Source organism: Desulfovibrio piger, from assembly GCF_012843875.1.
Taxonomy (GTDB): Bacteria; Desulfobacterota; Desulfovibrionia; order Desulfovibrionales; family Desulfovibrionaceae; genus Desulfovibrio.
In genome coordinates this window covers 36,127-49,021 of record NZ_JABAFY010000001.1, presented here as the reverse complement: position 1 = coordinate 49,021, position 12,895 = coordinate 36,127, and the positions used below count along the sequence as shown (strand labels likewise).

Here is a 12,895-nt window from a genome sequence, read left to right as displayed (position 1 = left end):
GCATCCCGCTACGATGAGACAAAGGGAGGAAAACTGTGGCACCGGATACGGCATTCTATGACCAGCGCGCGGCCAGCTACGCTGCGGCATCCCATGATATGGACCTGCGGCCTCTGTATGCCCGTTTTCTGCCGCATGTGCGCCCCGGCGGGCTCATCCTTGATGCCGGTTGCGGCTCGGGGCGGGACGCGCTGGCTTTCCGGCAGGCGGGCTTCCGGGTGGAGGCCTTCGATGCTTCGCCGCAGATGGCCCGGCAGGCAGCGCTCCTGCTGGGGCAGGAGGTGCCCGTGCTCTGCTTCGAAGACGTGGCATGGCAGGAGCGTTTCGACGGTATCTGGGCCTGTGCCAGCCTGCTGCATGTGGCCCCGGCGGATCTGCCCGATGCCTTGCGGCGTTTGCAGCGTGCCCTGCGTCCCGGCGGCGTGATGTTCTTCAATTTCAAGTACGGTCAGGGGCAGCGCCACAGCCCGGACGGTCGTTGCTTCACGGATATGGACGAGGCCGGTGTCCGGGCCCTGCTGGATGCGCTGCCGGAGCTTTCCTGCCTGGATATGCGGACAGGGGAGGACGACCGTGCGGCGGAGCTGCGGGAACGCTGGATCCAGGTCCTTGTCCGGCGCATCCCCTCTTCCGATTGAGGCGGCCTGCTCAACAGGCTGACCGGAGGGGAGCGGCGTCCGCCATACCGGCATCTCTATCGCAGCTTCCCCAACAGTCGCCCCTGTGACTTGCAGACGGAAAAAACACCCGCTCCGGCGGGTGTTTTTCGTTTAGGGCAGGGGTTGTCTTATTGCTGCCCGTCGTAACGGCTGCAGCCTGTCACTGCCTGGCCTGTCCCCATCCCGGTGCTTTGTGATCGTCCCTGAGCGACCCGGGCCGCTGCAAAACAAAAAAGTCCATCCGCAAGGCAGATGGACATACTGGTGCTTGGGGAGAGGAAGGGCGTTCGAGGGGAGAGGCCCCTTTTTGCCGCAAGATGCGACCGGATGGCGGCCGCAAGGCCGTGCCCGTTGCGACGCAGGAAGTTACGGGCATCGACAGCAGAGCGAAAGGGGATCTCCTCTCGATCTAAAAGCAATGGCGGCCTACACCGCCCAGCAGGCAACGCTGTGGCCGTTCTCGCACCGGGCCATAGGGGCGCTTTCAAAGCAGCGCGGCAAGGCTTCGTCGCAGCGCGGGGCAAAGGGGCAGCCTTCAGGCATGTTGTCCAGGCTGGGGACGCTGCCGGTGATGGCGGGCAGGCGCTGCATGCCCATGGCCGCACGTCCCGGTGCGGAGCGCATGAGCCCGCGCGTATACGGATGCAGGGGATTGCGGAACAGCTCGGCCGTGGGAGCGTGTTCCACCAGATGCCCCGCGTACATGACGCCCACGTTGTCGGCGATACGGGCCACCACGCCCAGGTCGTGGGTGATGAAGAGCACGGCCATGCCGCGCTTGCGGCTCTGTTCCGTGATGAGGCTGAGTATCTGCCCCTGGATGGTGGCGTCGAGGGCCGTGGTGGGCTCGTCCGCCAGCAGCAGATCGGGCTTGCAGGCCAGGGCCATGGCGATCATCACGCGCTGGCGCATGCCGCCGGAAAGCTGATGGGGATAATCGTCATAGCGGCTCTCCGCCGCCGGGATGCCCACCTCGGAGAACAGGCGGATGACCTCCTGCCGCGCCTCGCTGCGGGACAGGCCCAGATGCAGGCGCAGGGGCTCCGCGGTCTGCATGCCTACCTTCAGCACCGGATTGAGCGAGGTCATGGGCTCCTGGAAGATCATGGCGATATGGCGGCCCCGCAGGGCGCGCATCTCTTCCAGGGGCATGGTGCGCAGGTCGCGGCCGCGGAACAGGATACGGCCGCTGATATGGGCATTTTCGGGCAGCAGATGCAGGATGGCGCGGGCCGTGAGGCTTTTGCCGCAACCGGATTCGCCCACCAGGCAGGTGATGCCCGCCGGGGGCAGGCTGAGGCTGACGGCGTGGACGGCGGGCAGGATGCCGTCGTCCGTGCTGAAACTGACGGAAAGCTGTTCCAGAGTGAGGGTATCGTCCAGGTTCATGGGCGGAGTGTTCCCCGGCTGTTGGGTTGGGCGGCCGGTCCCCGGCAGGGTCCCGGCACGGCGGGTTTGAAAAAGGGAAGGAGTCTTTCCTTGCGGAAACGGCTCCTTCCCCCGGATGTCGTCGAGGTGACGGCGGATCAGCGTTTGACGCGCGCCTCGCGGTACTGGATGTAGGCCTCGCGCACGGCGATGTACGGGTCCACGGCGATGCCGCTCAGGCTCTCGTAGGTGGGCAGCAGGTCGTCCAGGGCATTGAAGCGCAGGTAGAGCTCGGAAGCCGTGGCCAGCTCCCAGGGATGGACGAAGAAGAAGACATCGGTGGCGCAGTCGCCCACAAAGCCGATGCTTTCACGCACGGAGCTGGGGCCCAGGAAGGGCCAGACGATGTAGAAACCGTGCCCGATGCCCCAGCGGCCCAGGGTCTGTCCGAAATCCTCGCCGCCGGGATCGATGTCCACCAGGATCTTCTTGGTGCTGGCCACATCGGCAAAGCCGCCCAGGCCCACGGTGGTGTTCATGCAGAAGCGCCCGAATTCCACAAAGGCTTCCTTGACGCGGAACTGCAGCAGACTGTTGATCATGCGCTTGGGCATGAGGATGTTGGCATAGAAGTTTTTGACGCCGCCCCGGATGGGCTGGGGGACGACGGTCTCGTAGAAGTTGTAGACCGGCTTGGCGACATGCAGGAAGAAGATGTCGTTGAAGGCGAACCAGAAGCGGTTCCAGGGCTCCAGCGGGTCGGCGATGCTGGTCAGGGGCTCGCTGTCGTAATCATCCAGGGAATCCCCGTCAGCCAGCTGCTCATGGGCATAAGGATGCACGGAGATGGCCCCGGCCGGCATGGTGGGGCTGCTGCTGTCATACAGGCTCGACGGCGCGTGTTCCGTGGCCGGAGCGGCCGGAGCGGCACCGGCGGGCACGGCGCACAGGAGCGTCAGCAGCAGGAGCGGGACAAGGATATGGGGACGCATGCTGTCTCCGTTTGGCGGCTATTTGCCGACCGGCTGCTTGCGCACTTCGTCGGCCTTGGCCTTGACGCGGGCGATGAGCTCGTCAGGGGTGCCGCTGGTCAGGATGTCCTGGAACTGGGTGCGGTAGTTTTTGACCAGGCTCAGGTTCTCCACGATGATGTCATAGACGCGCCAGCTGTTGTCCTTGGCCATCATGCGATAGGCCACGGGCACACGGGTACCGTCCTTCATGGTGATCTCGGTGCGGACTTCCACACGGGTCTTGGCGGCATTGGCGATCTCGCCGGTATAGGCCACCTGCTCGCCGTTATAGCCGTCCACCTTGTTCAGATACGTGGTCAGCAGCAGGTCGGCAAAGGCATTGCTGAAGCTCTTTTTCTGGGCGGCGGAAAATTCCTTCCAGCGGGGGCCCACCGTACGGGACGAGAATTCGCCGAAATCGAAGATATGGTAGACCTCGTCCTCGATCTGGCGGCGCAGGGGCGGCCGGGTGGCGGGGTTCACATAGTCGGGGTTTTTGATGCAGTCCAGCACACGGCTGATGGAGACCTCCAGGGCCTTGCGGGCCGGAGAAGCTTCGGCCGCGTCGGCGGCGGGGGCAAAGCCGGGCAGGGACAGGCAGAGGGTGAGGGCGGCAGCGGCCAGCAGGCCGAGCACCGTGCGACGGTTGTTCATATTACACACCTCCCAGGGCGTATTTGCTGATAAGGGATTCGATGTCCACGGCGGATTCCGTTTCTTCCAGGGTGTCCCCGGAAGCCAGGATGTCTTCGGAGCCGCCGGCAGTCAGGTTGACGTACTTGTCACCGATAAGGCCGCTGGTCTTGACCGAGGCGATGGTATCGGCGGGCAGCTGCAGGTCCTTGTCCAGGATCAGGACCACGCGGGCCTGACGCCGGGAAAGGTCGTCATCCAGCTTGATGGAGGCCACACGGCCCACGGGCACACCGGCCATCTCCACGTCGGCGCCCACGCGCAGACCGGAAACGGAGTTGAAGTTGGCCACAAGCTCAAAGCCCTTGCTGTCGAAGACCTCCATCTTGCCGAGCTTGATGGTCAGGTAGGCCACGCAGACAAGGCCCAGCAGGACGAAGATGCCGACAGCGGTCTGGCGGAAAGAATTCATGGCAATTTCCTTGTGCGGCAATGCCGCGCTATGGTTATACGCCCGGCAGGGGCAATCTTCAAGGTGCGTCCGCAACGATATACGGCAACATTCGTTGGCGGCTCGCCGGGTATCAGACGATGGATGCGGCGGCACGGCCCCGCAGCGCAGCACAGGGCAGAGGGCCGCCGGCCCCGCCTAGGTCCTGAACCATTTGTCCAGGGCGGCGCTCACGCGCGGGTCGGCAGGGGCGTCGGCCAGGCTTTCCTCGTCGCCGCCTTCACGGCGCAGGAACTGGAGCAGGTACGGGTCCCGGCTGGCCTCCAGTTCCGGCAGCGTACCGGAAAAGATGGCCCGGCCCTCGCGCAGCACCAGCACATGGTCGGCGATGCAGCGCAGGCTGGCCAGGTCGTGGCTGACCACCACGATGGTCATTTCCGGGTACTGGCGGTGCATGGCCTGCAACAGGGCATCCATGCGCGCTGCCGTGATGGGGTCCAGGCCGGATGTCGGCTCGTCACACAGCAGGATGCGCGGCTCGGCGATGAGGGCCCGGGCAAGGCCCGCCCGTTTGCGCATGCCGCCCGAAAGCTGGTTGGGGAAATAGTCGGCAAAGTCTTCCAGCCCCACCATGCGCAGGACGCGCAGCCCGGCTTCGCGCAGGACGTCCTTGGGCAGGCGCAGATGCTCGCTGAGGGGCAGGCAGACGTTCTGCACCAGGGTCAGGGCGCCCAGCAGGGCACCGTCCTGGAAAAGCACGCCCATGCGGCGGCGGATGCGCCGGGCCTCGGCATGGGGCAGGCTGAACAGGTCCTGGCCGCCGATGCGCAGGTTGCCGCTGATGGGCCGCGAAAGGCCGATGATGTGGCGCAGCAGGGTGGACTTGCCGCAGCCGGAGCCCCCCAGGATGACGGAGACCTTGCCGCCGGGCAGGGTGGCGTTGATGTCATGCAGCACGGCGTGGTCGCCGTAGCCTACGGAAAGGGAAGAAAAAGAGATGTCCCAGGCGTTCATGGTCACCTACAGCAGGAAGGAGGTCAGCACATAGTCGGCCACCAGGATGAGCACGCAGGAGATGACCACGGCCGAGGTGGTGGCGTTGCCCACGGCTTCGGGGCCCACACTGTCACGCCGCATGTGGGTGGTGTAGCCCTGATGGCAGCAGACCGTGGCCACCAGCAGGCCGAAGACCAGGGATTTGATGAAGCCCCCGGCCACGTCGTTCATGGTCACGGAGCTGGCGATGCGGTACAGATAGGCGCCTTCGTTGATGTGCAGCATGAGCACGCCGGTGAGGTAACCGCCGATGATGCCGATGGCGTCGAAGATGGCCGTGAGCAGGGGGAAGGCCAGCAGCGAGGCCACCAGGCGGGGGCTGACCAGATAGGCCATGGAGTTGATGTCCATGACGTCCAGGGCGTCGATCTGGTCGGAGATGCGCATGACGCCGATCTCGGCCGCCATGGAGGAACCGGCGCGTCCGGCCAGCATGATGGCCGTGAGCACGGGGCCCAGTTCGCGGATGAGGCTCAGCGAAACGGCCGAGCCCAGCATGCCCACGGAACCGAACTGGACGAGGGTATAGTAACCCTGCAGGCCCAGCACCATGCCGCAGAAGATGCCGATGAGCAGGATGACGAACAGGGATTTGTAACCGATGACGTACAGCTGCTGGATGGTGCGGGGAACGATGCGGGGACTGGTGAAGATATGGCGCAGGCCGTCGAGCATGAAAAGGGTCACGGCGCCCAGACTGTCCAGCATGCGCAGCACAGCGGTGCCCAGCCGGTTGCAGAACGTCAGGATGCTGCTCATAAAGGGTAACACGCCTCACTAGCGGGGGCGGGGTTTGCCGCCTACCCGTTTTTTGGATTTTTGCAGGGGAGAGCCGAGCCGCATGCGTTGCAGCTCTTCTTTGAGGTTGGCGGCATCCAGATCCGTGCCGCGCATATGGACCATGACCAGGGTCAGCTTGCCGCTTTTCTGGCCGCGTGTGCGCAGGCCCTGGCCTTCCAGGCGCTGGCGCAGGCGGTCGGCGTCGTCCACATTGCGGAAGGCCGCCACCTGGAACACGAAATCATACAGGGGCGCGCCGTTCGTCGCCGCCTGGGGCTTGGCCGGGGCCGCCGTTTTTTCGGAAGCGGGCTGGGCCGCGCCCTTGGGGGCATTGCCCCAGGCCGCCAGTCCGTTGTCCGAAGGCTTGTTGAAAGGATACGAGCTCTTGGCGGCAGGGGCCGCGGCCGGTGCGGCGGATGCGTTGGCAGCGGCAGCGGGGGCCGCAGCGGCATCCCCGTCGGGAGCGGCAGGGGCGCCGCCCACGGGCTGCCGGCTCAGGTCGGCCAGTTTGTCGCGCAGGCCCGCGTCTTCGGAACCGGCCATGGCCTTGTCCATCTCGGCCAGGGTCTCCCTGTCGGGACGGCCGATGCCGGTCAGTTCCCGCATCTCTTCGCCGGGGTTCTGGCCGTGGCCCACCATATAGCCCATGAAGAAGGCCCAGCCTATGCAGGCCAGCATGACGATGCAGACGGCCCCCGCGGCCAGGGGCGGCAGCGTGAAGCTGAAACCGCCCTTGGGCACAGCGGGAGCGATACGCTGGCGGATCTTTCGCAAAGGCTGGGCCATAGGATCTACATGGCCTCGGGAGCGCTGACGCCCAGCAGATCAAGGCCGTTGCGAAGCACCTGGCTCACGGCGCGCAGCAGGGCCAGACGCGAGAGGGTGCGGGCCGTATCGTCGGCCAGCAGCACCTGATGCTTGGCGTAGTAGCTGTGCAGCATACCGGCCAGATCCATCAGATAGTGGCTGACGTGATGCACGGCCAGGGCCTGGGCAGCGGTGGCCACCATGTCCTCGAAACCGGCCATCTTGCGCAGCAGGGCCATGTCTTCGGGGGTGTCCAGGGCTGCCAGCAGTTCGTCCGTGGCAGCGGCGGGCAGGGTGATGCCGCGTTCCTCGGCACGGCGCAGCACGGCGCAGATGCGGGCGTGGGCGTACTGTACATAGTACACCGGGTTGTCCAGGCTGCGCTGCTTGGCCAGCTCCAGGTCGAAGTCCAGGCTGGTGTCGCTCTTGCGCGAAAGGAACATGAAGCGGGCCGCGTCGGCGCCCACTTCCTTGACCACGTCGGCCAGGGTCTCGAAGGTGCCGGCGCGGGTGGACATGCTCACGGGCTTGCCGCCCTGGAGCAGGTTCACCAGCTGGATGAGCACCACGTCGAAGCTTTCGCGGGGCTTGCCCATGGCGGTGATGGCCGCGCGCATGCGGGGCACGTAACCGTGGTGGTCGGCGCCCCAGATGTCGATGAGCCAGTCATAGCCGCGCTGGAACTTGTTGTGGTGGTAGGCGATGTCCGAGGCGAAATAGGTCAGGCTGCCGTCGGACTTGCGCAGCACGCGGTCCTTGTCGTCGCCCAGGGCCTGGGTGGCGAACCAGAAGGCGCCGTCCTTGTCGAAGGTGTGCCCGGCTTCGGTCAGGGCGTCGAAGGCGGCCTTGACGGCGCCGCTCTCCACCAGGGTCTTTTCCGAGAACCAGTGCTGGTGCTCCACGCGGAAGTCGGCCAGGTCGGCCTTGATACCGTCCAGGATCTCGTTCATGGCGCGTTCGTAGCAGCGGTCCTGACCGGCCTGGTCTTCCATGTCGGGCAGGCGGGGATCTTCGGCCAGCATCTCGCGGGCGATATCGATGATGTAGCTGCCGCGGTAGTAGTCTTCAGGCCATTCCACGGGACGACCGGCCAGTTCCTTCACGCGCAGCCACACGGAAAGGCCCAGGATGCGCATCTGGCGACCGGCGTCGTTGATGTAGTACTCGGTCTCCACGTCGAAACCGGCCTTGCGCAGCAGGCGGGCCAGGCTGTCGCCCACGGCGGCGCCGCGGCCGTGGCCCACATGCAGGGGACCGGTGGGGTTGGCGGAAACGTATTCCACCAGGGTCTTGCGGCCCTGGCCCACGCTGCTCTGGCCGTAGGCGGCACCGGCGGCTTCCACTTCACACACGGTCTTGCGCCAGAAGTGCTGGCTGAAGGTCACGTTGCAGAAACCGGGGCCGGCCACTTCCACCTTTTCGATGTCGGCGCAGCGCTGGGGCAGCTTTTCCACGAAGATCTGAGCCAGTTCGCGGGGATTCTTGTGGGCCTCGCGGGCCAGCAGCATGGCGATGTTGGCGGCCAGGTCGCCGTGTTTGGGGTCGCGGGGCGGTTCGATGACCGCTTTGGCGGGCCAGTTGAGGCCCATCTCTTCCACAATGTCCATGAGGGCAGAGCGCAAAACGTCGGTAGCGCGCATGTATTTTATCTCCTGAGGCGGGGCTCGCGCCTACGCCGAAAAATTTTCCACGCTTTCGAGGCTGTTGACCAGTTCCACCCGCAGTTCCTGGCGGGCGGCCTCGTCCAGATGATTGAGACAGGCGGGCACCATCTTGCCCAGCACGGCCTTGGGACCCACTTCGACCCAGCGGCGCACGCCGTCGGCGTACTGGTTGCGCACGGTCTCGATCCAGAGCACGGACGAGGTCATCTGCTTGAGCAGGCTTTCCTTGGCGCTTTCGCCGTCGGTGACGGCGCGGCCGTGCAGGTTGCAGTAGACCGGGAACTGCGGCTTGCGCCACACGGCCTTGCGCAGCAGGGGCTCCAGCTCGCGGGAGGCCTTTTCCATCATGGGGCTGTGGAAGGCGCCGCTCACCTTGAGCTCGATGGCGCGGCCGCGGTGCTCCTTGGCCTTTTGACAGGCCAGGGCCACGGCATCGCGGTGACCGCTGACCACGAACTGGGCCGGGGTGTTGTAATTGGCCACGATGAGCAGGGCGTCGGCTTCCACGGCGGCCTCGCGGGCCAGGGCCTCCACGTCTTCCTGCTTCATCTTGAGGATGGCGGCCATGCTGCCGGTGCCGTCGGGATCGGCCTCGGCCATGAGGCGGCCGCGCAGGGACACGATCTGCAGCACGGTCTCGGGATCCAGCACCTCGGCGGCGGCCAGGGCGCTGAATTCGCCCAGGCTGTGACCGGCGGCGGCACAGGGGCGCACCTTGCCCGCCAGCTCACGCCAGAGGTTGATGTTGACCACGGTCAGCGCGGGCTGCAGGGCGCGGGTGTCGCTCATGGCGGCAGCATCGCCTTCCCAGTAGATCTCGCGCAGCGGCAGGCCGCTGATGGCTTCGGCGCGCTTCCAGAGCGTCATGGCTTCGGGACGGGCTTCGGCCAGCTCCCGGCCCATGCCCGCTTCCTGCGAGCCCTGGCCGGGAAAAAGCAATGCACACGATGTCATTTTCATAGCTCCAAAAATGGATTGGCAAGCGGTATAAAGTCGTCTTTTTTACGACAGAGCGCCAGAGCTTGCAAGTCCCGCCGCCAGAGGCTACACAAGGCCCATGAAGCCCAACGCGAAACACGACGACATCTCCCTGTCCGCCCTGGCGCGATGCGCCCGGGAGGCGGGCGTGACGGTGCCCGAGGCGGCCCTGCCCGGGCTGGCGGAATATCTGCAGCTGCTCTGCCGCTGGAACAAGGCCATGAACCTGGTGGGCGCGCATCACTGGCGCGACGCCATGCAGCGCCTGGTGGCCGACAGCTTCCATCTGGCGACCTTCCTCGACGGCCTGCCCCTGCCCGAAGATCCCCTGTGCTGGGATCTGGGCTCCGGTGCGGGCCTGCCCGCCATCCCCCTGCGCATGGCCTGGCAGCGCGGCACCTGCTGGCTGGTGGAGGCCCGGGAGAAACGGGCGCTGTTCCTTTCCACGGTGCTGGCCCGCGTGCCCCTGCCGGGGACCCATGTTTTCCGGGGCAGGGTGGAGCACTTTTTCCCCAAGCAGGCCCGCAAGGCCGACTGCATCACCAGCCGGGCCTTCATGCCCTGGCCGCAGCTGCTGGAGCTGGTGGCCCCGCATCTGGCCGATGACGGCATCGTGGTGATCCTGGCCCGCGAGGAGCCGCCCGCCGCCGGGGACATCGACGGCTGGGCGCTGGTGGGGTCCTTCGCCTACACGGCCGACAACGTGCACCGCTGGTTCTGGGCCCTGCGCCGGAGAGCCGAAGGATAGTTTTTGAGGGGAGGGGCTGCCCACGCGGGAGGGCCCCAGGCTTTTCGCCTTTTCCCCGCACGTTTCTTCGTATCCCCGGGATGCGTCCCTTCTTCTGCCTGAAAACTCTCTGCCACAAAGGAGAGCACGCATGACGGACAAACCGGTCTCCGTCTATTTTACCGCTGAGAACCGCACCTTCTGGCTGCACGGCCTGTTCTGGGGCCTGGTGACCCTGGGCCTGGCCTTTGCCCTGCGCATGCTGGAATGGCCCTGCTGGCAGAACCCGGAGTACCGTCTGGGCTCGGAATGGCTGCTGGCCACGCACGATGCCTACCACTGGGTGGCCGGTGCCGAAGGTTTCGGCCATGCGGTGGGGCACCCCATGGCCGTCATGCTGCGCGGCATGGCCGATCTGCTGGGGACCTATCCCGCAGCGGTGGCCTTCTGGTTCCCGGCGCTGCTCTCCTGCTTCGTGGCCGTCATCGTCTACGCCTGGGTCTGGGCCCTGGGCAGCATGGAAGCCGGTGTGGCGGCGGGCCTGCTGACCAGCCTTGCGCCGGGTTTCCTGGCCCGCACGCTGCTGGGCTACTACGACACGGACCTGGTGACCCTGTTCTTCCCCCTGCTCATGACCCTGGCGCCTGCCTGCTGGGCCATGCGCTACATGCTCCTGCCCCAGCTGATCCTGAAAAAGCTCATCGTCGGTTCCGGCTTGGCCGCGGCCAGACGCCTTTGGGGCAGCTCGCTGGCCGAGCAGGACCTGCGCCTGGGCAACCCCCTGCGCTGGCAGTGGGTGGTGCTGCTGGGCGTTTCCGGCGTCATCTCCTGGTGGACGCAGGAATGGCACTCGGTCTTCCCCTATCTGACCCGCTACAATGTCTGTCTGCTGGCCTTCATGAGCCTGGTCATGGCGCCGCGCGGCCGCCGCAACCTTCTGCTGCTGGGCTCGCTGGCCTACGCCCTGCCCACCCTGGGCGGCCCCCTGTTCTTCGGCTTCAGCGCCCTGCTCATGACCGCGGGCTGGACGCGCGCCCGTCAGATGTACCGTTTGCGCCAGTGGCTGTGTCGCCCCTGGGTCCTCATCCTCCTCTGGCTGGGGGTGGGCTCCCTCTTCCTGTCGGGCGAACTGTTGCAGACCATCACCCACCAGCTTTCCCTGTACATGAAGAAGGCCGAGGTCTCGGGCGGCAGCGGGGCGCTGGCCCTCATCTATCCGCCTGCGGGACAGGCCCTTACCGAAGTGCAGGACCTTGGCCTGCTGGCCGTGCTGGCCTATTTCCATCCCTGGCACGAGGCCGCGGCCCTGGGCCTGCTGGGCTTTGTGTGGGTGATCTTCCGCCGTCCCGGCGCGCTCTTCCTGCTGCCGCTGGCGGCGCTGGGCCTGCTCAGCACCAAGATGGGCGGCCGCATGGTCATGTTCGGCGCGCCCATCGTGGCCGTGGGCCTGACCCTGCCCCTGTACTGGATGCTCCAGCGTCTGCTGCGCAAGCTGCGCCCCAACGTGACGGGCATCCTGACCTCCGCGCTGCTGCTGGCGCTGCTGGTGGCCCCCTTCGTGAACATCATCCCGGCCATGTCGCAGGGCCCCATGATCAACCGCCGCCATGCCGAGATGCTCAGCCGGGCCCAGACCGTGGTGCCCAAGGATGCCACGCTCTGGCTGTGGTGGGACTGGGGCTACGCGGCCCATCATTTTGCCCACCGCCTCACCATCGCGGACGGTGCCCGCAATGCCGGAGCGCCGCTCTATCTTTCGGCGGCGGTGCTGGGTACGGACAATCCCCGTTTCGCCCGTCAGCTCATCCGCTATACCAGCCAGTTCGCCAAAGGGCGCGACCCCTTCGACGAGGAGGTGGCCAGCGAGGTCTTTGCCGGACTGGACGCCCAGCAGGCCCAGGACCTCATGGACAAGCTGCGCTCGCCGGAAACGGCGCTGGTGGAAGGCGAAGGGCGGCAGTTCGTGACGGTCAGCTTCGAGATGCTGCGTCTCGGTTTCTGGATCAGCAATTTCGGCAACTGGGATTTCGTGACCCGGCAGGGAGAGGGCGCGGCCCTGTCCATCCTGCCGCAGGCCGTGGCCTACAATCTGGACAAGGGCGAGGTCCTGCTGGACGACAGCGCCACGCCCATCCGTCCGGCGTCCATCAGCGTGTTCGAGGAGACGGGCGTCACCCGCCGGGACTACATCCAGCAGTGGTTCGACAGCCATCCGCGGGCCACGGCGGCCCAGCGGCAGGAATTCCTTTCCGGACGCCGCAACGTGCACTTCTTCTTCAACCGCATCACGGACGAGAAGCTGGCCATGGATGCCAACCTCTACAATTCGCTCATGGTGCGCCTGCTGGTGGGCAATCCGCAGGATCCGGCCATCTCGCCCTATTTCAAGCTGGTCTACGACAACGTGTTCTGCCGTATCTACGAAGTGCTGTAGGGAAGGGCGGACGTTGAGGGATTCTTGAGGAGAGGGCAGACCTCTCCTCAAATCTCTTGGCCTTCCCCAGCGTGTTTTGTCTGGAAAAGAGGAAGCGGATGCCGGGGGAGCCCCGGTCGCGGGGATGCTTTTTGCCGGACAAAGCCGTCCCTTTTGGCATGGGCGTGTGACCAAAGACGGTCTGCAGGGCCGTGTCCGTCGCGATGGAGAGCGCCGGGGCATGGACGGCAGAGGGGCGAGCGGAGGCGGCTCGCGGCAAGGCTCCTCTGGAGATGAAGCGCATGGTGGGGAGGGGCGCTCCTCCCCGGCGGATTTTTCAGACAAG

At 65.9% G+C, this 12,895-nt stretch carries 12 protein-coding genes; 3 read left to right on the top strand and 9 right to left on the bottom strand.

The window, feature by feature from the left end; all coding sequences use genetic code 11:
• Window positions 1–35 precede the first annotated feature (35 nt).
• Entirely contained in the window at window positions 36–638 is a 603-nt protein-coding gene (locus tag HF854_RS00225; RefSeq protein WP_303933545.1) for a class I SAM-dependent methyltransferase, read from the top strand.
• A 447-nt stretch (window positions 639–1,085) separates the two neighbouring features.
• Here the strand turns inward: HF854_RS00225 and HF854_RS00220 are convergent, their stop codons facing one another.
• From HF854_RS00220 to HF854_RS00180, 9 genes are all read right to left on the bottom strand, one after another.
• Window positions 1,086–2,048, bottom strand: coding sequence for an ABC transporter ATP-binding protein (locus HF854_RS00220; RefSeq protein WP_168934476.1), 963 nt, complete (start codon window positions 2,046–2,048; stop codon window positions 1,086–1,088).
• 137 nt (window positions 2,049–2,185) lie between these two features.
• The gene (locus tag HF854_RS00215; RefSeq protein WP_168934475.1) at window positions 2,186–3,019 is read right to left on the bottom strand and encodes an MlaA family lipoprotein; all 834 of its coding nucleotides are present in this window, start codon (window positions 3,017–3,019) and stop codon (window positions 2,186–2,188) included.
• Between the two features lie 18 nt (window positions 3,020–3,037).
• Window positions 3,038–3,694 (bottom strand): Tgt2/MlaC family protein, encoded by a 657-nt coding sequence (locus HF854_RS00210; RefSeq protein WP_168934474.1) that lies wholly within the window; start codon window positions 3,692–3,694, stop codon window positions 3,038–3,040.
• A gap of 1 nt (window position 3,695) precedes the next feature.
• Complete coding sequence (mlaD, locus tag HF854_RS00205) at window positions 3,696–4,145, bottom strand: outer membrane lipid asymmetry maintenance protein MlaD (protein ID WP_006006299.1); 450 nt, start codon at window positions 4,143–4,145, stop codon at window positions 3,696–3,698.
• Window positions 4,146–4,322: 177 nt separating this feature from the next.
• Entirely contained in the window at window positions 4,323–5,138 is an 816-nt protein-coding gene (locus tag HF854_RS00200; protein ID WP_168934473.1) for an ABC transporter ATP-binding protein, read from the bottom strand.
• Between the two features lie 6 nt (window positions 5,139–5,144).
• Window positions 5,145–5,939, bottom strand: coding sequence for an MlaE family ABC transporter permease (locus HF854_RS00195; RefSeq protein ID WP_168934472.1), 795 nt, complete (start codon window positions 5,937–5,939; stop codon window positions 5,145–5,147).
• Between the two features lie 18 nt (window positions 5,940–5,957).
• Window positions 5,958–6,746, bottom strand: coding sequence for an SPOR domain-containing protein (locus tag HF854_RS00190; protein ID WP_168934471.1), 789 nt, complete (start codon window positions 6,744–6,746; stop codon window positions 5,958–5,960).
• Between the two features lie 5 nt (window positions 6,747–6,751).
• Window positions 6,752–8,407, bottom strand: a complete 1,656-nt coding sequence (gene argS / locus HF854_RS00185) for an arginine--tRNA ligase (RefSeq protein ID WP_168934470.1) — start codon at window positions 8,405–8,407, stop codon at window positions 6,752–6,754.
• 30 nt (window positions 8,408–8,437) lie between these two features.
• A complete protein-coding gene (locus HF854_RS00180; protein WP_168934469.1) occupies window positions 8,438–9,391 on the bottom strand; it encodes an ACP S-malonyltransferase in 954 nt (317 codons plus the stop codon).
• Between the two features lie 97 nt (window positions 9,392–9,488).
• On the opposite strand from HF854_RS00180, the gene HF854_RS00175 reads away from it, so the two are divergent.
• Together HF854_RS00175 and HF854_RS00170 are read left to right on the top strand one after the other, a co-directional pair.
• The gene (locus HF854_RS00175) at window positions 9,489–10,157 is read left to right on the top strand and encodes a 16S rRNA (guanine(527)-N(7))-methyltransferase RsmG (RefSeq protein WP_168934468.1); all 669 of its coding nucleotides are present in this window, start codon (window positions 9,489–9,491) and stop codon (window positions 10,155–10,157) included.
• Between the two features lie 130 nt (window positions 10,158–10,287).
• Window positions 10,288–12,570 (top strand): STT3 domain-containing protein, encoded by a 2,283-nt coding sequence (locus HF854_RS00170; protein ID WP_168934467.1) that lies wholly within the window; start codon window positions 10,288–10,290, stop codon window positions 12,568–12,570.
• Window positions 12,571–12,895: the final 325 nt, after the last annotated feature.

What these genes read in the sequence shown, in the direction of transcription:
- HF854_RS00200 (WP_168934473.1), bottom strand. Translation starts at nt 5,138, where the DNA reads ATGAACGCCTGGGACATCTCTTTTTCTTCCCTTTCCGTAGGCTACGGC.
- HF854_RS00195 (WP_168934472.1), bottom strand. Translation starts at nt 5,939, where the DNA reads ATGAGCAGCATCCTGACGTTCTGCAACCGGCTGGGCACCGCTGTGCTG.
- HF854_RS00190 (WP_168934471.1), bottom strand. Translation starts at nt 6,746, where the DNA reads ATGGCCCAGCCTTTGCGAAAGATCCGCCAGCGTATCGCTCCCGCTGTG.
- HF854_RS00215 (WP_168934475.1), bottom strand. Translation starts at nt 3,019, where the DNA reads ATGCGTCCCCATATCCTTGTCCCGCTCCTGCTGCTGACGCTCCTGTGC.
- HF854_RS00180 (WP_168934469.1), bottom strand. Translation starts at nt 9,391, where the DNA reads ATGAAAATGACATCGTGTGCATTGCTTTTTCCCGGCCAGGGCTCGCAG.
- argS (WP_168934470.1), bottom strand. Translation starts at nt 8,407, where the DNA reads ATGCGCGCTACCGACGTTTTGCGCTCTGCCCTCATGGACATTGTGGAA.
- HF854_RS00220 (WP_168934476.1), bottom strand. Translation starts at nt 2,048, where the DNA reads ATGAACCTGGACGATACCCTCACTCTGGAACAGCTTTCCGTCAGTTTC.
- mlaD (WP_006006299.1), bottom strand. Translation starts at nt 4,145, where the DNA reads ATGAATTCTTTCCGCCAGACCGCTGTCGGCATCTTCGTCCTGCTGGGC.
- HF854_RS00210 (WP_168934474.1), bottom strand. Translation starts at nt 3,694, where the DNA reads ATGAACAACCGTCGCACGGTGCTCGGCCTGCTGGCCGCTGCCGCCCTC.
- HF854_RS00175 (WP_168934468.1), top strand. Translation starts at nt 9,489, where the DNA reads ATGAAGCCCAACGCGAAACACGACGACATCTCCCTGTCCGCCCTGGCG.
- HF854_RS00170 (WP_168934467.1), top strand. Translation starts at nt 10,288, where the DNA reads ATGACGGACAAACCGGTCTCCGTCTATTTTACCGCTGAGAACCGCACC.